The organism is Methylorubrum salsuginis (genome assembly GCF_900114375.1).
GTDB lineage: Bacteria > Pseudomonadota > Alphaproteobacteria > Rhizobiales > Beijerinckiaceae > Methylobacterium > Methylobacterium salsuginis.
The window spans coordinates 95606-112633 of record NZ_FOSV01000002.1 but is presented as its reverse complement, the minus strand read 5'-3'; the positions used below and the strand labels follow the sequence as shown (position 1 = coordinate 112633).

Annotated in this window: 18 protein-coding genes and 1 pseudogene; 13 read left to right on the top strand and 6 right to left on the bottom strand. The window is 70.9% G+C overall.

Going from position 1 to position 17028, the window contains the following annotated elements:
* The first annotated feature begins 28 nt into the window (after positions 1 to 28).
* Positions 29 to 241, top strand: a complete 213-nt coding sequence (locus BM140_RS03230) for a DUF1289 domain-containing protein (protein ID WP_091941935.1) — start codon at positions 29 to 31, stop codon at positions 239 to 241.
* Positions 238 to 930 (top strand): retropepsin-like aspartic protease family protein, encoded by a 693-nt coding sequence (locus BM140_RS03225; RefSeq protein WP_091941933.1) that lies wholly within the window; start codon positions 238 to 240, stop codon positions 928 to 930. Before BM140_RS03230 ends, BM140_RS03225 begins: the two co-directional genes overlap by 4 nt.
* Here BM140_RS03225 and BM140_RS03220 read toward each other — a convergent pair.
* Positions 917 to 1711, bottom strand: a complete 795-nt coding sequence (locus BM140_RS03220) for a HugZ family pyridoxamine 5'-phosphate oxidase (protein ID WP_091941931.1) — start codon at positions 1709 to 1711, stop codon at positions 917 to 919. The two genes, BM140_RS03225 and BM140_RS03220, sit on opposite strands and share 14 nt — an antisense overlap.
* A 303-nt stretch (positions 1712 to 2014) precedes the next feature.
* Here BM140_RS03220 and BM140_RS03215 point away from each other — a divergent pair, with 303 nt between their 5' ends.
* From BM140_RS03215 to BM140_RS03195, 5 genes are all read left to right on the top strand, one after another.
* Positions 2015 to 2731, top strand: coding sequence for a response regulator transcription factor (locus BM140_RS03215; RefSeq protein WP_056248322.1), 717 nt, complete (start codon positions 2015 to 2017; stop codon positions 2729 to 2731).
* A 29-nt stretch (positions 2732 to 2760) separates the two neighbouring features.
* Entirely contained in the window at positions 2761 to 4605 is a 1845-nt protein-coding gene (locus BM140_RS03210; protein WP_091942672.1) for a sensor histidine kinase, read from the top strand.
* On the top strand, positions 4602 to 5102 hold the full coding sequence (locus BM140_RS03205; RefSeq protein ID WP_091941929.1) for an HPr kinase/phosphorylase: 501 nt from the start codon (positions 4602 to 4604) through the stop codon (positions 5100 to 5102). Before BM140_RS03210 ends, BM140_RS03205 begins: the two co-directional genes overlap by 4 nt.
* A 124-nt stretch (positions 5103 to 5226) precedes the next feature.
* Positions 5227 to 5628, top strand: a complete 402-nt coding sequence (locus BM140_RS03200; protein WP_091941927.1) for a PTS sugar transporter subunit IIA — start codon at positions 5227 to 5229, stop codon at positions 5626 to 5628.
* Between the two features lie 85 nt (positions 5629 to 5713).
* Positions 5714 to 6037: an HPr family phosphocarrier protein gene (locus BM140_RS03195; RefSeq protein ID WP_091941925.1), complete on the top strand. Its 324-nt coding sequence runs from the start codon at positions 5714 to 5716 to the stop codon at positions 6035 to 6037.
* Positions 6038 to 6093: 56 nt separating this feature from the next.
* Here BM140_RS03195 and BM140_RS03190 read toward each other — a convergent pair whose 3' ends face one another.
* Together BM140_RS03190 and BM140_RS03185 are read right to left on the bottom strand one after the other, a co-directional pair.
* Positions 6094 to 7200, bottom strand: coding sequence for a CobW family GTP-binding protein (locus BM140_RS03190; RefSeq protein WP_091941923.1), 1107 nt, complete (start codon positions 7198 to 7200; stop codon positions 6094 to 6096).
* Between the two features lie 264 nt (positions 7201 to 7464).
* Positions 7465 to 8949: a D-alanyl-D-alanine carboxypeptidase family protein gene (locus BM140_RS03185; RefSeq protein ID WP_091942670.1), complete on the bottom strand. Its 1485-nt coding sequence runs from the start codon at positions 8947 to 8949 to the stop codon at positions 7465 to 7467.
* 264 nt (positions 8950 to 9213) lie between these two features.
* On the opposite strand from BM140_RS03185, the gene queE reads away from it, so the two are divergent.
* Positions 9214 to 9846 carry a 7-carboxy-7-deazaguanine synthase gene (queE, locus tag BM140_RS03180; RefSeq protein ID WP_091941921.1) on the top strand — a complete coding sequence of 211 codons (633 nt, stop codon included), beginning with the start codon at positions 9214 to 9216 and terminating at the stop codon, positions 9844 to 9846.
* A gap of 9 nt (positions 9847 to 9855) precedes the next feature.
* Here queE and BM140_RS03175 read toward each other — a convergent pair whose 3' ends face one another.
* Complete coding sequence (locus BM140_RS03175) at positions 9856 to 10920, bottom strand: SDR family oxidoreductase (protein ID WP_091941919.1); 1065 nt, start codon at positions 10918 to 10920, stop codon at positions 9856 to 9858.
* A gap of 209 nt (positions 10921 to 11129) precedes the next feature.
* Between BM140_RS03175 and queD the strand changes: the two genes are divergently transcribed.
* From queD to BM140_RS03160, 3 genes are all read left to right on the top strand, one after another.
* Positions 11130 to 11486, top strand: coding sequence for a 6-carboxytetrahydropterin synthase QueD (gene queD / locus BM140_RS03170; protein ID WP_091941917.1), 357 nt, complete (start codon positions 11130 to 11132; stop codon positions 11484 to 11486).
* A 4-nt stretch (positions 11487 to 11490) separates the two neighbouring features.
* On the top strand, positions 11491 to 12207 hold the full coding sequence (gene queC / locus BM140_RS03165) for a 7-cyano-7-deazaguanine synthase QueC (protein ID WP_091941915.1): 717 nt from the start codon (positions 11491 to 11493) through the stop codon (positions 12205 to 12207).
* An 81-nt stretch (positions 12208 to 12288) separates the two neighbouring features.
* Complete coding sequence (locus BM140_RS03160) at positions 12289 to 13026, top strand: PIG-L deacetylase family protein (RefSeq protein WP_091941913.1); 738 nt, start codon at positions 12289 to 12291, stop codon at positions 13024 to 13026.
* Positions 13027 to 13145: 119 nt separating this feature from the next.
* Here the strand turns inward: BM140_RS03160 and BM140_RS03155 are convergent.
* Both BM140_RS03155 and map read right to left on the bottom strand, forming a co-directional pair.
* A pseudogene (locus BM140_RS03155) lies at positions 13146 to 13817 on the bottom strand (collagen-like protein); the annotation flags it as partial.
* A 111-nt stretch (positions 13818 to 13928) separates the two neighbouring features.
* Positions 13929 to 14684, bottom strand: a complete 756-nt coding sequence (map, locus tag BM140_RS03150; RefSeq protein ID WP_091941909.1) for a type I methionyl aminopeptidase — start codon at positions 14682 to 14684, stop codon at positions 13929 to 13931.
* A gap of 84 nt (positions 14685 to 14768) precedes the next feature.
* On the opposite strand from map, the gene BM140_RS03145 reads away from it, so the two are divergent.
* Together BM140_RS03145 and BM140_RS03140 are read left to right on the top strand one after the other, a co-directional pair.
* Positions 14769 to 15263: a hypothetical protein gene (locus BM140_RS03145; RefSeq protein WP_244535267.1), complete on the top strand. Its 495-nt coding sequence runs from the start codon at positions 14769 to 14771 to the stop codon at positions 15261 to 15263.
* A gap of 96 nt (positions 15264 to 15359) precedes the next feature.
* On the top strand, positions 15360 to 16907 hold the full coding sequence (locus BM140_RS03140) for a malonate--CoA ligase (RefSeq protein ID WP_091941907.1): 1548 nt from the start codon (positions 15360 to 15362) through the stop codon (positions 16905 to 16907).
* Positions 16908 to 17028: the final 121 nt, after the last annotated feature.

Below are 17028 nucleotides of genomic sequence, written 5' to 3'. Positions count from 1 at the left end.
ACGCATCCGCAGCCCATCTGCGCACACCATGACCGCCCCGCCCTCCGCAAAGCCCTCCTCCCCCTGCACCAAGGTCTGCGTGCTCGATGCGCGGACCGGCCTGTGCGAGGGCTGCGGACGCACCCGCGACGAGATCGGGCTGTGGGGCTCGCTCCCCGAGCCGCGGCGGCAGGCAATCATGGCGACGCTGCCCGAGCGGCTGGCGCGGGCCTATCCGGGCCGCGGGGCGCTCACCCGATGATGTGGATCGGGCTGGCGATCCTCGGGATCGGCCTCGTCGTCCTGATCGCCCATCACGACGGCGGCCCCGTCCTGGGGCTCGATTCCGATCAGTTCGCCGGTCTCGTTTCGCTCTCGGCGCTGCTGCTGCTCATCACCGCCGGGCGCTGGCGCCACGCGCTCGCGATGCCCGGCGACACGGTGCGCGCGGCGCTGATCTGGCTCGGGCTCGGGGCGCTGGCGGTCGCGGGCTACACCTATCGCGACGACGCCCAGCGGATCGGCGCGAACCTGATGGGCGCTCTGCGTCCCGGCACCGCCGTGGTCGGCCCCGGCGGCGAGGTGACGATCACCCGCCGCTCCGACGGCGACTTTTCGGTCATCGCCGAGGTGAATGGCCGAGCGGAGCAACGCTTCGCCTTCGACACCGGCGCCAGCAGCGTGGTGCTGACCGCCGAGAACGCCGCCGCGCTCGGCATCCGCCCGGCGGAGGGCGATTTTTCGTTGCGGGTGTCCACGGCGAACGGGATCGCCCTGACGGCGCCGATCCGGCTCGATTCGATCCGGGTCGGGCCGATCACCGAACGCAACGTCGATGCGGTGGTGAGCCGGCCCGGCGCCCTCTCGGGCAACCTGCTCGGCCAGAGCTTCCTGACCCGCCTGCCCTCCTACGAGGTGCGCGGCGACCGGCTGATCCTCAGGAGCCGCTGACCGCGCCCCCGGCCCGCGCCGCGTTCGCCATGGTGACCAGAACCTTGCGCAACGCGCCCATGTCGCGCACCGGCTCCGGGTAGGTCACGCGGGCGGTGCGGTCGCCCGCCAGCAGGTCGAGCCCCTCCGGGTCGAGCCCGGTGAGCCGCCAGCCGGTGCCGGCTTCGCCGACGGAGGCCGCGTAGAGGGCGAGTGCGTCGGCATGGTCCTCGTTCATGTGATCGACCGCGCCCCGCTCCCCCGACACCAGCGCCTCGGCCCCGGTGAGGTCGAGCAAAAGTTCGTCTCGCGTCAGCGTCGCGGCCTTGGCGAAGCCGCCGTTGAGATGGCCGGCCGTGGGGTCGAGGGCGAAGAAGCCGAAATCAGGGAAGTCGGCGTAGAGCTTGGCCTTCGGATGGCGCGCGAGGAAACGCTCGCGGATGCGCGGTTCGTCGGTGCGGGTGGCGCGGCCCGTCACGGTCAGGCGCGGATGGGCGAGCGGATCGCCCTTGCCGCCGACGGAGAACAGAAGCGAGCAGCGGGGATCCCGGTCGAGGTTGCGGGTATGGCCTGAGAGCCGCGACATCAGCATCAGGGGCGTACCGTCCTGGTCGGTCGCGATGGTGACGAGGGAGGCGAACGGCGTGCCGTCCTGGGCGTCGATCGTGGCGAGCGCCCCGGCGCGCACGCCGCGCAGGAGCTGGCGGGCGAGGCCGATCGCGTCGAAGGGCGCCTGCGCCGCGGGCAGCGGCTCGGCCGGGCCGCGCCGCTCGGGGGCGGGGGGCGTCGCGTCGTCGTTCATGAAAAACTCCCTCCCGGACGCCAAGGATTGTCGGCACCCGGTTCGCGCCCAGCATAGCCCGCCGCCGTCGCGCCGCACGAGGGCGGGAGGCCTTCCACCGGGTGCGGCATCCTGCCGGACGCGGGAGACGGAGGCCCCCTTCATTTAAGGCCAAGCTTAGACCCCCGCTCGCTTTTTTCGAACGATGGTCGTAAAGGACGAGACCCGCCGCCGGGGATCGCAACCCCTCCGGCAGCGGAGGCAGGCCGCGCCGCCGCGATCCTTCGAGAGAGCGACGCCGCGCCGTCCAGTCAGGAATTCTGCATGCCGACCATCGCCCTCGTCGACGACGACCGCAACATCCTGACCTCCGTCTCGATCGCGCTGGAGACCGAGGGGTACCGCATCCAGACCTATACCGACGGCGCCTCGGCGCTCGACGGCCTGCGGCACTCCCCGCCCGATCTCGCGATCTTCGACATCAAGATGCCGCGCATGGACGGGATGGAGCTTCTCCGACGCCTGCGGCAGAAATCGGACCTTCCGGTGATCTTTCTCACCTCGAAGGACGAGGAGATCGATGAATTGTTCGGCCTGAAGATGGGCGCGGACGACTTCATCCATAAGCCGTTCTCGCAGCGTCTGCTGGTCGAGCGGGTGAAGGCGGTGCTGCGCCGCTTCGCCCCGAAGGACGGCACCCCCGGCGCACCGGCCCGCGACGCCGACGCCGCCGCCGCCCGGTCGCTGGAGCGCGGCCAGCTGATGATGGACCCCGAGCGCCACACCTGCACGTGGAAGGGCGAGCCGGTGACGCTGACCGTCACCGAGTTCCTGATCCTCCAGGCGCTGGCGCAACGCCCCGGCGTCGTGAAGAGCCGCAACGCGCTGATGGACGCGGCCTACGATGATCAGGTCTATGTCGACGACCGCACCATCGACAGCCACATCAAGCGCCTGCGCAAGAAGTTCAAGGTGACCGACCAGAGCTTCGATATGATCGAGACGCTGTACGGCGTCGGCTACCGCTTCAAGGAGGGTTGAGACTCCGCCGCCAGAAGGTCGATCCGCGGATGCTCGCCCCCCTGTCCCGAGACCCCGATTCCGAGGGCGGCCCCCGCCGCCCGGCGCTCCTGCGCCTGCTCGACACCTTCGCCCGGCCGCCGCTGACCTGGCCGCGCGACCTGTGGAACGCGGTGGGCCAACGCGCCTCCTCCAGCCTGACGCGCCGCATCGTGGTGCTCAACCTCGTCGGGCTGATCGTTCTCCTGTTCGGCTTCCTCTACCTGAACCAGTTCCGCCAGGGGCTGATCCAGGCCCGTGTGCAGAGCCTGCTGATCCAGGGCGACATCATCGCCGGCGCCATCGCGGCCCAGGCCTCGGTCGAGACCGACACGATCCGGGTCGATCCCGACAAGCTGCTCCAGCAGCAGGCCGGCGAGGGCAAGGATTTCGACGACGACCCCTCCTCGCTCGCCTTCTCGCTCAACCCGGAGAAGGTCGCGCCGCTGCTGCGCCGCCTCGTGACGCCGACCGGCAACCGCGCCCGCGTCTACGACCGCGAAGCCAGCCTCCTGTTCGACACCCGCTCGCTGTTCGCCCGCGGCGATGTCGGCCGGGGCGACACCGTGGTGCGCCCCCCCAAGCCCAACGTGCTGGAGCGGGTGTGGGACTTCGTCGGCACCCGCATCCTCGGCCTCGTCGTCAGCGAGCGGTCGAGCCAGGACGAGGCGGGCCCGCAGGACGGGCGGGCTTTTCGCGAGGTCCAGGCGGCGCTCTCGGGCGCCCGCGGCACCATCGCCCGGCGCAACGAGCGCGGCGAGACCATCGTCTCGGTGGCGGTGCCGATCCAGCGCGCCGGCTCCGTGCGCGGCGTCCTGATGGTCTCGACGCAGGGGGGCGACATCGACCGGGTCATCGCCTCCGAACGGTTCGGATTGTTGCAAGTGTTCCTCGTCGCGGCGGCCGTCATGCTGGTGCTGTCGATCCTGCTCGCCGGCGCCATCGCCGGCCCGGTGCGGCGGCTGGCGGAGGCCGCCGAGCGGGTGCGCCGGGGCATCAAGTCCCGGCAGGAAATTCCCGATTTCACCAACCGAACCGACGAGATCGGCCATCTCTCCGGCGCCCTGCGCGACATGACCCAGGCCCTCTACCGCCGGCTCGACGCCATCGAGAGCTTCGCGGCCGATGTCAGCCACGAGTTGAAGAACCCGCTGACGAGCTTGCGCAGCGCGGTCGAGACCCTGCCGCTCGCCAAGACCGACGAGTCCCGCTGGCGGCTGATGCAGATCATCCAACACGACGTGAAGCGCCTCGACCGGCTGATCTCCGACATCGCCGACGCCTCCCGGCTCGACGCCGAACTCGCCCGCGCCGAGGCGCGGCGGGTCGATCTCGGCAAGCTCCTGACCACCGTCACCTCGGTGGCCAACGAGCGGCGTCGGGCCAAGGCGGCGCTGATCCGATTCGACATTGAGCGGCCGCCGGGCGACGTAGAGGAGCCGTTCCGCATCATCGGCCACGACAGCCGGCTCGGTCAGGTCGTCAACAACCTGCTCGACAACGCCCGCTCGTTCTCGCCGCCGGGCGCCCAGGTGCGGGTGGCCCTGCGGCGCCTCAAGAACGAGGTCGAGTTCATCGTCGAGGACGAGGGGCCGGGCATCCCCGAGCACGCCCTGGAGCGCATCTTCGAGCGCTTCTACACCGACCGGCCCGAGCAGGGTTTCGGGCAGAATTCCGGGCTCGGCCTGTCGATCTCGCGCCAGATCATCCAGGCGCATCACGGCACGATCCGGGCCGAGAACCGCCCCGGCCCGGCGGATGAGGAGGGGCATCCGACGGTGCGCGGCGCCCGCTTCATCGTGCGCCTGCCGGTGGCGCCGCGCGCCGACCGCTTCGGCGACGACCTCGCGGCGTGAGCGATCCGACCGCCTCGCTCACCGTCCATGCGAGTTGCGTCCTCCTCGGCGAGGCGGGTGTCCTGGTGCGGGGGCCGGCGGGCTCGGGAAAATCCTCGCTCTGCCTCGCGCTACTCGACCGCGCCGATCTGGAGGGTCGCCACGCCGCCCTTGTCGGCGACGACCGCATCCGGCTGGAAGCGTATCACGGCCGCCTCGTCGCCCGGCCGCATCCGGCGCTGGCCGGGCTGATCGAGATCCGCGGCCACGGCATCCGCCGGCTCGCCGCGCATGCGGAAGCGGCGGTTCTGCGCCTCGTGGTCGACCTCGTCGAGACGGCCGAGCGGATGCCGGCGGAGCCGGTTGCGACCGAGCGTCTCCTCGGGGTCAGCCTGCCGCGCCTCTCCCTTGCAGGGGGTCAGCCGAGGGAATACCTGATTCGCGAGGCGCTCGACGCCAGCGTGGCCGTTCGGACGCACTCCGCCGCTCTCGTGCCCGCAGGGGCTCGCGACCTGTAGCGCGGGTGTTGCCGCCATGGCATGGTGGTGCATCGCATCGAGCAAATCGCCGCGATCGGGTTGCGCTTCACCTTGCGCTGCACAAGATGGCGTCTCCGCTCACAGGGCGTCGGAACACGCTTCGATGATTGGAATGGTGCTCGTCACCCACGGCCTGTTGGCGACCGAGTTCAAGGCCGCCCTGGAGCATGTCGTCGGCCCTCAGAAGCAGATCGAGACGATCACGATCGGCCCCGAGGACGATATGGAACTGCGACGCGGCGACATCATGACCGCGGTCGGCCGCGTCAACACGGGCGCGGGCGTCGTCGTGCTGACCGACATGTTCGGTGGCACGCCCTCGAACCTCGCCCTGTCGTGTATGAACGGCGGCCAGGTCGAGGTGGTCGCCGGGATCAATCTGCCGATGCTGATCAAGCTCGCCAGCGTGCGCGACGCCGAGAGCCTGGGCGACGCGGTGCTCCACGCCCAGGAGGCGGGGCGCAAGTACATCAACGTCGCCTCGCGGGTTCTTGCGGGCAAGTAGCCCGGTCGCCCGCAGCTTGCGCCTTCCCTTCGCCCGAGAGCCGGCTTAACCACGCTTTCCCCATCCGGGAGGAGCGCGAGGCCCGATGAGCGAGAGCGTGGACGACGAAATCGAGCCGCAGCCCGAGATTCCCGAGGGCGGGTTCTGCCGCATCCTCCCGATCATCAACCGCCGCGGCCTGCACGCCCGCGCCTCGGCCAAGTTCGTGCAGACGGTGGAGCGTTTCGGCGCCGCCGTCACGGTCACCCGCGCGGGCGAGACCGTCGGGGGCCGCTCGATCATGGGCCTGCTGACGTTGGGCGCGGCCAAGGGCACCACCATCGCGGTGGTCGCGCTCGGCGACGACGCCGAGGCCGCCCTCGACGCGATCGAGGCGCTGCTCGCCGACAAGTTCGGCGAAGACGAATAATCCAGGGTTTCGAAAGGGGGCACCCCTTTCGCGGGGTCTGGGGCGGAGCCCCTGAATCAGCCCCCGGGAATCGCCAGCGGATTCTCCGTCAAGGCGGCCCGATCCGGCGTGTCGATGGCGGGTTTGCCGAGGAACGCATCCCAGATCCGGCGCACGAAGTCCGGATCGAGGTCGTGGACGATCATCACCAGCCGCGAGCGCCGGTCGCCGTCGGGCCAGGCCGGCAGCGTCGTGGGGGCGTGGACGACGTGCTGCACGCCGTGCACCACGACGGGCCGCTCGGGATCGTCGGCCAGTGCCACGAGACCCTTGAGGCGCAGGAGCTTGGGCCCGTGGGCCGAGCGGACGAGGTCCAGGAACATCTCGAAGGCTGGGCGCGGCACCGGCACGTCGCTGGTGAGATGGAAGGCCCGGATCGCGGCGTCGTGCCGGTTCACGTCGTGATAATGGTGCCCGTGATGATGGTCATGGGCGTGCCCGTGGTCGTACTCCTTTGCCGGCCCGAGCCACGCCCGCACGTCTTCGCCCTTGCCGTCGAGCCCGAACAGGCCGCCGAGCAGGCGCTCCGCCGGCACGTCCGGCCCATGGATCGACGCGCCCGGATTGAGGGCGGCGAGCCGAGCTTTGAGCGCGTCCGGCGCGGCGTCGGGCAGGTCGGCCTTGGTCAGCACGAGATGGTCGGCCACCGCCGCCTGCCGCCGGGCCTCTTGGTGGGCGTCGAGGGTGCCTTGGCCGTTGACCGCGTCGATCACCGTGACCACGCCCTGCAACTGGAATCGCAGCGACAGGTAGGGGTGGTAGATCAGCGCGTGCAGGATCGGGGCGGGGTCGGCGAGCCCGGTGGTCTCGATCACGACCCGGCGGAACGCACCGATGCGGCCGTTGTCGCGCTTCCGCAGCAGGTCTTCGAGCGTGTTGATGAGGTCGCCCCGCACGGTGCAGCACAGGCAGCCCGCGCCGAGCAGGATCATCCCGTCGTCCACCGTCTCGATCAGCAGGTGATCGAGGCCGATCTCACCGAACTCGTTGACGATCACCACCGTGTCGGCGAGCGCCGGATCGGCCAGCCACCGGTTGAGCAGGGTGGTCTTGCCGGCCCCGAGGAAGCCGGTGAGGACGGTGAGCGGGATCGGGGCTGGGCGGCGGGGGTCGGTCTGGGTCATGGGGCGGCGTTCCAGAGAACTCTGTCGAGAACCGCCGCTCCCCCCTCTCCCCGCACGCGGGGAGAGGCCTGCATGGACCTTGTTGTCCATGCAGGGAGCGGAGGCGAAGCCGGAGCGAAGGTGAGGGGGCTTGGACGGAAGAGTCTCATCCGTCCAAGCCCCCTCACCTTCGGCTGCCGCCTCGCCGCGCCGACGACGGGGTCGTCGCGGCCCTCTCCCCGCACGGCGGGGAGAGGGGATGCGCGGTAGGTGAGGTGAATCGCCTTAAGCGTCGTCGTCCTTGCCCTTGGCCTTCTTCGTCGCGGGCTTGGCTTCGGTCTTCTTCGCGGCGGGCTTGGCATCCGCCTTGGTCTCCGCCTTCTTCGCCGCCGGCTTGTGCGCGGCCTTCGGGGCCTCGGCGGCGGTGTAGGCGCTGGCGGCAGCCGGGACCTTGTCCTTGGCGGCGGTCTTAGGCTTCGGCGCCGTCACGGCGGCGGCGCGGGCCTTGGCGGCTTTTTCCGCCGCGGCCTGCTTGTGGGCCTCGGCCTTCGCGGCCTGGGCGGCCTGGGCGGCCTTGGCCTCCTCGCGCTTCTGGCGGGCGGCCTCGACCTTGGCGGTGCGAGCGGCCTCCTTGGACGCCTGGGCCTCCTGCTCGGCCTGGGCCAGCGCGGCGGCGCCCTCGGCCGGGCTGCGGCCGGTCCAGACCGCGATCGGCTGGAGCGGCGCCCGCGGCGGCAGGCTGCGCCCCCGGACATTGGCGGCGCCGAGCGCGGCGAAGGCGAGGTTCGAGGTGTCGGCGGTGGCCGAGCCGAACAGCTGGGTGGCGGTGCCGTCCGCGCCCGCGGTCAGGGCGCCCGGCCCCTCATCGACGGGGATCGGCTTGCGCTTGTCGCAGATATAGGGCCGCAGATCCGGCGGGGCGGCGAGGTTTGAGGCCGGCAGGGTTTCGAGGGTCTGGGCGGTCCAGCCCGCGGACTGGCCGAAGCCGTAATCGAACAGGTCGGCGGCCTTGATGTCGCGCTCGCGGGCGCTCGGCTGGCCCATCACCACGGTGATGATGCGGCGCCCGTTGCGGGTCGCGCTCGCCACCACGTTGAAGCCGCCCGAGCAGATGAAGCCGGTCTTCATGCCGTCGGCGCCGGGATAGCGCCCGAGCAGGCCATTGTGGTTGGCCATGACGGACTTGCCGAACTGGATCGCCGAGATCGAAAACAGCCCCTGCTGGTCAGGGAAGTCGCGCATCAGCGCGCGGGCCAGGATCGCCATGTCGCGGGCGGTGGTCCATTGCCGCGGCTCGGGCAGGCCGTTGGGATTGTACCAGCGGCTCTCGCGCATGCCGATCCGGTGCGCGGTTTCGTTCATCATGTCGGCGAAGCCCTCGGCCGAGCCGCCGAGGCCCTCCGCGATCGCCCAGGAGATGTCGTTGGCCGACTTGACCATGATGATCTTGAGGGCGTTGTCGAGGGTGATCTGGGTGCCGGGCTTGAAGCCCATCTTCGAGGGCGGCTCGGCCGCGGCCTCGGGCGAGATGGTCAGCAGCGTGTCGAGGGAGACCTTGCCCTGCCGCACCATGTCGAGGGCGACGTAGGTCGTCATCAGCTTGGTGATGGAGGCCGGGTACCACGGGTCGGTGGCGCCCTGGCTGTAGAGCACCTTGCCGGAATCGGCCTCGACCACGAGGATCGGCGTCGTCACCGCCGCCGCCGGGACGGCCAGCGCCGCGAGCGCGGCCAGCGGTGCGATCAGGCGTCCCCAGACTCGGTTCACCATCGGGTTCATCTCGGGCAAGGGGGCAGGAAGGGTTTTGGAAAAGGCGCCGGGCGTCGCGCCGCCTACGGGTAGGCGGCACCGATGGGATCGGCGCGAGGATTGGCCGATCATCAACGTGCCCTCCGTGGCGAGAGCATGGCAGAAACCGCCGAACGCCCAACGGATAAGCTCGCCGGCAGGGTTGCACCCGCGGAATCGTGACCGGCGTGACAGGGTTCCATGCGCGCCTGTATGGGCAGGGCCTCATCTTCAGCGATTTTTGCGATGTCCTACGCGGTCAAGGAACTGTTCCACACCCTCCAGGGCGAGGGCGCCCAGGCCGGGCGCGCGGCGGTGTTCTGCCGATTCGCCGGCTGCAATCTCTGGTCCGGCCGCGAGGAGGACCGGGCGGGCGCCGCCTGCACCTTCTGCGACACCGACTTCATCGGGATGGACGGCGAGGGCGGCGGGCGGTTCGCCGACGCGGCGGCGCTGGCCGAGGCCATCGCGGCGACCTGGGGCGGGGGTGCCAGCAACCGCTACGTCGTCTTCACCGGCGGCGAGCCGCTGCTGCAACTCGACGCCGCGCTGATCGAGGCCGTCCACGCACGCGGTTTCGAGGTGGCGGTGGAGACCAACGGCACGCTTCCCGCGCCGCCGGGCATCGACTGGATCTGCGTGAGCCCCAAGGCCGGCAACCCGCTCGCCCAGACCTCGGGCCACGAGTTGAAGCTCGTGTTCCCCCAGGCCGAGGCCCCACCGGAGAGGTTTGCGGAGCTGGCCTTCCGCCATCGCTTCCTCCAGCCGATGGACGGGCCCGACGCCGCCGCCAACACCGCGGCGGCGGTGGCCTATTGCCGGTCGGACGCGCGCTGGCGGCTCTCGCTCCAGACGCACAAGATCATCGGGATTCCGTGAGCGGCGCCCTCACGGGATGACGCGCGCGGCCCGCAGCCGCTCGAACAGGGCGAAGAACGCGTCGTCGGTCGCCTGATAATCGAGGAAGCCGAGGCGGCGGCTCTTGCTCATGTCGGTCACCACCTCGATCGGCCGGCCGAGATCGGCATCCGTGTGCCAGGCCGAGGCGAGGCGGCTCAGGTCGGGCTCGATCAGGCCGTGGCGGGTCGCGATCTCCGACCAGAGCGGGCCGGCGCCGGCCATCTGGGCTTCGAGCGGATTGGGCTCGCCGTCGAAGGGGGCGGGCTCGACGCCGAACCACGCGGCGATCCGGCCCCACATCCAGCTCCAGCGGAAGACGTCGCCGTTCACCACGTTGAAGGCCTCGTTGCGGGCCCGAGGCGTCGTGGCGGCCCAGGTGAGATGGCGGGCGAGCAGCCGCGCATCGGTCATGTCGGTGAGCCCGTTCCACTGCGCCGCCGAGCCGGGGAAACGGAACGGCCGGCCGGTCTCGCGGCAGAGGGTGGCGTAGGCGGCCAGCGTCACGCCCATGTTCATGGCATTGCCCAAGGCGTAGCCGATGATGGTGTGCGGGCGGTGCACGCTCCAGCCGAACCCGTCCCTCTCCGCGGCGGCAAACACCTCGTCTTCCTGGGCGTAATAGAAATTCTCGACATCGAGCCGGCCCTGCTCCTCGCGGAAGGGCGTGGCCGGCAGCATCCCTTTCCCGTAGGCCTCGAACGGGCCGAGATAGTGCTTGAGGCCGGTCACCAGCGCGACGTGGCGCACGCTCCCGGCGGGCCGGATCGCGTCGAGCAGGTTGCGCACCATCGCGGCGTTGACCCGGATGTTCTCGGCCTCGGTCTCCTGCCGCAGCCAGGTGGCGATGAAGACGTGGCTGGGTTTCAGCCCTTCGAGGGCGGCCTGCAGGCTGTCCGGATCGAGCAGGTCGGCGGCCACCGGCGCGACGCCGTCGATCTCGGCGGGCGGGCGCCGGGCGAGGCCGTGGACCGTGAAGCCCGAACCGGCGAGGTGGCGGGCGAGATTGTTGCCGACGATGCCGCTGACGCCGGCGATCAGTGCCGTTCCACTCATGAGGGCTCCGGGCCTGACGGCCGCTGCGCTTGAGATTTTTCGGGATTGGGCCCGCGGGCCCCGCAAGCTTCGCGAACCCGGAGGCCGGGATGCCGGTTCCGCAGGGGCCGCACGTGCATTCCGGCGGGTTCGGTGACATATCGGCGGCTCAAGGCCCCGCGGCCCGATTCCAACCCGGTGCCGGCGCTCGTCCGCCGGCTGAGACATCCATGAAGATCACCCAGGCCTTCACCTTCGAGGCGGCGCACCGCCTGCCCAACGTGCCCGTCACGCATCGCTGCCACCGGATGCATGGGCATTCCTACCGCGTCGAACTGACGGTCTCGGGCGAGATCGACGCGACCACGGGCTGGGTCGTCGATTTCTACGACATCGAGAGCGCCTTCGCGCCGCTCCTGGAGCGGCTCGACCACCATTGCCTCAACGAGATCGAGGGACTGGAGAACCCGACCGCCGAGCATATCGCGGCCTGGATCTGGCATCGCGCCAAGCCGTCGATCCCCGGACTGTCGAGCGTGCGCGTGTTCGAGACGCCCCTCTCCTGGGCCGAATACGAGGGCACGTAGGACCATGACGGAGGACGGCGATTCCGGCGCCCTGGTGCTGTTCTCCGGCGGCCAGGATTCGGCCACCTGCCTCGCCTGGGCGCTCGACCGCTTCCCCCGCGTCGAGACGCTGGGCTTCGATTACGGCCAGCGTCACCGGATCGAGCTGGAACGGCGCAGCGCCCTGCGCAAGGGCATGACCGCGCACGACCGGGCCTGGTGGCGCCGGCTCGGCCGCGACCACACCCTCGACCTGTCCTCGCTCGGCGAGATTTCCGAGACGGCCCTGACCCGCGAGAGCGAGATCCGGCTGGATCGCGACGGGCTGCCCAACACCTTCGTCCCGGGGCGCAACCTCGCCTTCCTGACCTTCGCGGCGGCGCTCGCCTATCGGCGGGGCTTGCGCCACATCGTCGGCGGCATGTGCGAGACCGATTATTCCGGCTACCCCGATTGCCGCGACGACACGATCAAGGCGCTTCAGGTCGCGCTCAACCTCGGCATGGAGCGCCGCTTCGTGCTGCACACGCCGCTGATGTGGCTCGACAAGGCGCAGACCTGGGCGCTGGCCGAGGAACTCGGCGGCCGGGCCCTGGTGGACCTCATCGTCGAGGAGAGCCACACCTGCTATCTCGGCGAGCGGGGCGAGCGCCATCCGTGGGGCTACGGCTGCGGCACCTGCCCGGCCTGCGACCTGCGCGCCAAGGGATTTTCGCGCTATCTCGCGGGAAGAGCCGACTGAGTTCGTTCCGGAGCATCGTCCCGAAAGCCGGCCGCCGGCTGTCTGGGAAACACGATGCGGCACCATGATGGGGAGGAGCCGATGCGCGCCGACGCCTTTTTCGAAGCCGTCACAACCCTGCCGGTGGCCGCGTTCGAGACCCTCGTACCGCAGGGCGGCCTCGTCGTGGTCGCCCCCCACCCGGACGACGAGAGCCTCGGCTGCGGCGGGCTGATCGTCCAGGCCCTGGCGCGGGGGCGCCCGGTCCGCGTCGTCATCGTGAGCGACGGCTGCGGCTCGCATCCGAACTCCAAGGCCTATCCGCACGGGCGGCTGCGGGATCTGCGCGAATCCGAGACGGTCGCGGCCATGGCGGCGCTCGGGCTTGCGCCCGAGCATATCCACTTCCTGCGCCTGCCCGATGGCGGCGTGCCGAGCGAAGGCCCGCAAGCCGAAGAGGCCGCGACCCGGATCGCCGGGATCGCCCGCGAGGCCGGGGCGAACGCCGTGTTCGTGACGTGGAAGCACGATCCGCATTGCGACCACACGGCGTCGGCCGCCATCGTCGGCCTCGCCCGCACGCATCTGCCGGGGGCGACGTTCTACGCCTATCCGGTCTGGGGCTGGACCCTGCCGCCGGAACGCGAGGTCGGGCCGGCGCCGACCGGATACCGCCTCGCCGTGGAGGCCGAGCGCGCGGCCAAGCGCCGGGCGGTGGAGGCCCACGCCTCCCAGGTCTCCGGCCTGATCGCGGACGACCCGGAAGGGTTTCAGCTCAAGCCGGAGATGATCGACCGGCTGACCGGACCGTACGAGTGGTTCATCGCCCTGCCGGGGTGAGGGCCGGTTCGGCCGCCCCGATCCATGCCCATGCACCGGCCCGCTGCGGGCCGGCGCGGGCTCGCCTTGTCCGGCGACCCCGCCTCAGGGGCGGTTCACTGATCGGCCTTGGGCCCCGGTTCACCCTTCGGCCCCGGTTCTCCCTTGGGACCGGCCGGCCCCGGCTCGCCCGGCTCACCCTTGGCGCCCGGCTCACCCTTGGGCCCCTGTTCCCCTTTGGCTCCCGGCTCACCTCTCGGGCCGGGCTCGCCCTTCGGACCCTGATCCCCCTTGGGGCCCTGCTCGCCCTTAGGACCCTGCTCGCCTTTGGGCCCGGCCGGGCCCGCCGGTCCTGCGGGACCGGATTCCCCCCTTGCCCCCGTCTCGCCCTTCGGCCCCGCGGGCCCCTGCGGCCCGGCCTCGCCGGCCTTGCCGGGCGGGCCTTCCGGGGCGCAATTGGCGACCACCGCCTCGCGCTCGTCCTCGCCGCTCTTGAGCACGGCGATGCAGGTCGCCGGACGGTAGGGCAGGCGGAACTCGAAGCGCCCGCGCTTGTCGGACAGCACGGAGATGTCGTCGTCGAGGATCACGGTCTGGCCGCTCTTGCGGATGCTGCCGGAGATCCGCAGGTCGCCGCCCTCGATGCGGGCGTCCCACACCTGAATCGGCGCGACCGGCGCCTTCGAGCGGCTTTGAGCCGGTTTCGTCCGGGGCGCGGGCGCCTGAGCCGGCTCCTGCGCCAGGGCCGGTGCGGCGAGCATCAGCCCCGCCATCAGGATCGGCCACGGCCAACGTCCCACGGTCGCAGGCATCCTCGTCCCTCCCAGGCCATCCCGCGCGTCTTCCGGCGCGGCCGGCAAGGTTTCGGCGGGCTGGCCCAGACGGTCAAGCCCGGTGCCGCTCACCTTTCCCGTAGGATCGCCCTACTGACCGGCCATCGTCAGGATCAGCGGCCCGTTGCGGGTGGCCACCACCGTGTGCTCGTACTGCACCGTGCGGGCATGCGGGCGGCTGTAGAGGGTCCAGGGGTCGTCGTCGCGGTTCTCGGCGAAGTCGGCCCCGAGCGACAGGAACGGCTCGACGGTGAGCACCAGCCCCTCGCTCATGATCCGGCGCTCGGAGGCGTCGGGCCAGGTCGCGATCTCGGTCGGCTCCTCGTGCAGCGCCCGGCCGACCCCGTGGCTCGCGAGGTTGCGCACCAGCGTGTAGCCGTTCTTCGCGGCAAAAGCCCCCACCGCCCGGCCGATGCCGGCGATGGGCTTGCCGGTGCCGACCTGCCGCAGGCCGGTCCACAGGGCGCGCCGCCCGTCCTTGCACAGCCGCTCCGTCGCCCGCGTCACCGGGGGCACGGGGAAGGAGGCCCCGGTGTCGGAAAAATAGCCGTCCATCTCCGCAGACACGTCGATGTTGACGAGGTCGCCCGCCGCGATCCGCCGGTCGCCCGGAATGCCGTGGGCGATTTCCTCGTTGACGCTGATGCAGGTGGCGCCGGGAAATCCGTAGACCGCCTCCGGCGCCGAGCGTGCCCCCGCCGCCTCCAGGAAGGTGCGGCCGATCTCGTCGAGTTCGCGGGTGGTCATGCCGGGCTCGATCGCCCGGCCCATCGCCTCCAGCGTCTCGGCGACGATGCGCCCGATCCGCTTCAGGGCCGCCAGCTCGTCCTCGCTCGACACCGTCATGGGGGTTCCTCGCATCGCGGCAGCCCGCTCGAAGCGCCGGGTATAGCCATGCCGGTGCCGTCCGGCGAACCCGCGATGCCTTGCATGGACTTCGAAGACGCGCGCATAGAGGGGACCATGCGCCGCTCGCTCCTCGACACCCTTCCGGCCGTCTTCCTGGCCTTGCTGCTCGCCCCCTCCCCCGCCGTCGCGGACGAGTGCGATGTGCTGGCCCAGCAGATCGCCCAGGCCACAGGCGCCAAGAAGCCGGGCCGGCGGATGGGCCCGAGCATCGACGTGCGGGCGGCCAGCGGCGTGACGCTCAACCTCACCTGCCGGGCGCAGCCCATCGTCCAGGCCTCCTCCGGCGAACCCTCCCCGTCCGCCACCTATTTCCGCGAGCTAACGATCGCGTCCGAACTGGTGATCGGCGAGCCGGCGGGCGTGATCGGGCCGATCCTGGCGCGGGCCTACGAGACGGCTGTGCGCGAGGGGCGCAAGTCCTTCATCCAGCAGAACGGCTGGTCGGCGAGCTGCTACACCGACAGCGCGGGGGCGTTGCGCACCCTCTGCTCGGTGGGGCGTATCCCGAAAGACTGAACCGTCCCGCTCCTGCTCCGCTTGAACGGAGCGCCGCCCTGCGCCAATGCGGTCACCGAGCAAAAGAATTCGGGACGGGGCGGGAGACGAGACGCGATGGCCGAGGCAGCCGGCAACCACCTGTTCGATCTCGTGCGCGCCCATCTCCCGGCCGATCCGGGCGGGCGCACCTTCATCGAATCCGTGCCGGACGGCACACGATACAGCTATGCCGACCTCCTCGCCCGCTCCGCGGCCTATGCCGACGCCCTGACCCGCCTCGGCGTGAGGCCCGGCGACCGGGTCGCGGTCCAGGTCGAGAAGAGCGCGCAAGTCATCTTCCTCTATCTCGGCGCGGTGCGGGCCGGCGCGGTCTTCCTGCCGCTCAACACCGCCTATACCGGGCCTGAGATCGCCTATTTCCTCGGCGACGCCGAGCCCGCCCTCTTCGTCTGCGATCCCGCCCGCGAAACGGACCTTTCCGCCATCGCCCGTGAAGCCGGCGTCGCACAGGTCCGCACCCTCGGCGGCGACGGGCGCGGCAGCATGGCGGAGGCAGCCGACGCGGCCTCCACCGACTTCGCCGACAGGGCCCGCGGGCCCGACGATCTGGCCGCGATCCTCTACACCTCGGGCACGACCGGGCGCTCGAAGGGCGCCATGCTGAGCCACGACAACCTCGTCTCCAACGCGCTGACGCTTGCAGGGTACTGGCACTTCACCGACCGCGACGTGCTGATCCACGCGCTGCCGGTGTTCCACACCCACGGCCTGTTCGTGGCGACCAACATCGTGCTCGCCACCGGCGGCACCATGCTGTTCCTCCCCCGCCTCGACGCGCGGAGGATCCTGGAGCTGATGCCGCGGGCGACCGCGATGATGGGCGTGCCGACCTTCTACACCCGCCTGCTCAAGGAGCCGGGCCTGACCCGCGAGGCCACGGCGAACATCCGCCTGTTCGTCTCGGGCTCGGCACCGCTGCTCGCCGAGACGCACCGCGAATGGTCGCAAGCCACCGGCCACGCGATCCTCGAGCGCTACGGCATGACCGAGACCAACATGAACACCTCGAACCCCTACGAGGGCGCGCGCCGGGCCGGCACGGTCGGCTTCCCGCTGCCGGGCGTCTCGTTGAGGGTGGTCGATCCCGAGACCGGCGCCCCCCTCGGCCCCGAGGAGGTCGGCATGATCGAGGTGAAGGGGCCCAACGTGTTCCAGGGCTACTGGCGCATGCCGGAGAAGACCGCGGCCGAGTTCAAGGTCGACGGCTTCTTCGTCACCGGCGATCTCGGCAAGGTGGACCGCGACGGCTACGTCCACATCGTCGGCCGCGGCAAGGACCTCATCATCACCGGCGGCTACAACGTCTACCCCAAGGAGATCGAGACCGAGATCGACGCGCTGCCGGGCGTCGTCGAATCGGCGGTGATCGGGCTGGCGCATCCGGATTTCGGCGAGGGCGTCACCGCCGTCGTGGTGGCGGGCGAGAACGCCCCCGACGAGGCCGGCATCCTCGCGGCGCTGGAGGAGCGGCTCGCCAAGTACAAGTGCCCCAAGCGCGTGCTGTTCGCCGAGGATCTGCCCCGCAACGCCATGGGCAAGGTGCAGAAGAACGTCTTGCGCGACACCCATGCCGGGCTCTACGCCGGGGCCGCGAAGGGGTGACGGGCGGTAGCGCTCTCGCGTCTGTGATGCGATTGTAGCGCCTGAAATGATATGGGCTGCCCGTCCGGAAGGCGTGGGGGCCGCCTGTTCGGACTGCCTCGAGGAATCGTCGGGACAACGC

Bases quoted from the DNA above. Each gene is read 5' to 3' on its own strand.
- BM140_RS03225 (WP_091941933.1), top strand. From the start codon at position 238: ATGATGTGGATCGGGCTGGCGATCCTCGGGATCGGCCTCGTCGTCCTG.
- BM140_RS03145 (WP_244535267.1), top strand. From the start codon at position 14,769: ATGGACTTCGAAGACGCGCGCATAGAGGGGACCATGCGCCGCTCGCTC.
- map (WP_091941909.1), bottom strand. From the start codon at position 14,684: ATGACGGTGTCGAGCGAGGACGAGCTGGCGGCCCTGAAGCGGATCGGG.
- BM140_RS03160 (WP_091941913.1), top strand. From the start codon at position 12,289: ATGCGCGCCGACGCCTTTTTCGAAGCCGTCACAACCCTGCCGGTGGCC.
- queC (WP_091941915.1), top strand. From the start codon at position 11,491: ATGACGGAGGACGGCGATTCCGGCGCCCTGGTGCTGTTCTCCGGCGGC.
- BM140_RS03140 (WP_091941907.1), top strand. From the start codon at position 15,360: ATGGCCGAGGCAGCCGGCAACCACCTGTTCGATCTCGTGCGCGCCCAT.
- queD (WP_091941917.1), top strand. From the start codon at position 11,130: ATGAAGATCACCCAGGCCTTCACCTTCGAGGCGGCGCACCGCCTGCCC.
- BM140_RS03195 (WP_091941925.1), top strand. From the start codon at position 5,714: ATGAGCGAGAGCGTGGACGACGAAATCGAGCCGCAGCCCGAGATTCCC.
- BM140_RS03210 (WP_091942672.1), top strand. From the start codon at position 2,761: ATGCTCGCCCCCCTGTCCCGAGACCCCGATTCCGAGGGCGGCCCCCGC.
- BM140_RS03190 (WP_091941923.1), bottom strand. From the start codon at position 7,200: ATGACCCAGACCGACCCCCGCCGCCCAGCCCCGATCCCGCTCACCGTC.
- BM140_RS03175 (WP_091941919.1), bottom strand. From the start codon at position 10,920: ATGAGTGGAACGGCACTGATCGCCGGCGTCAGCGGCATCGTCGGCAAC.
- BM140_RS03185 (WP_091942670.1), bottom strand. From the start codon at position 8,949: ATGGTGAACCGAGTCTGGGGACGCCTGATCGCACCGCTGGCCGCGCTC.
- BM140_RS03220 (WP_091941931.1), bottom strand. From the start codon at position 1,711: ATGAACGACGACGCGACGCCCCCCGCCCCCGAGCGGCGCGGCCCGGCC.
- BM140_RS03230 (WP_091941935.1), top strand. From the start codon at position 29: ATGACCGCCCCGCCCTCCGCAAAGCCCTCCTCCCCCTGCACCAAGGTC.
- BM140_RS03215 (WP_056248322.1), top strand. From the start codon at position 2,015: ATGCCGACCATCGCCCTCGTCGACGACGACCGCAACATCCTGACCTCC.
- BM140_RS03200 (WP_091941927.1), top strand. From the start codon at position 5,227: ATGATTGGAATGGTGCTCGTCACCCACGGCCTGTTGGCGACCGAGTTC.
- queE (WP_091941921.1), top strand. From the start codon at position 9,214: ATGTCCTACGCGGTCAAGGAACTGTTCCACACCCTCCAGGGCGAGGGC.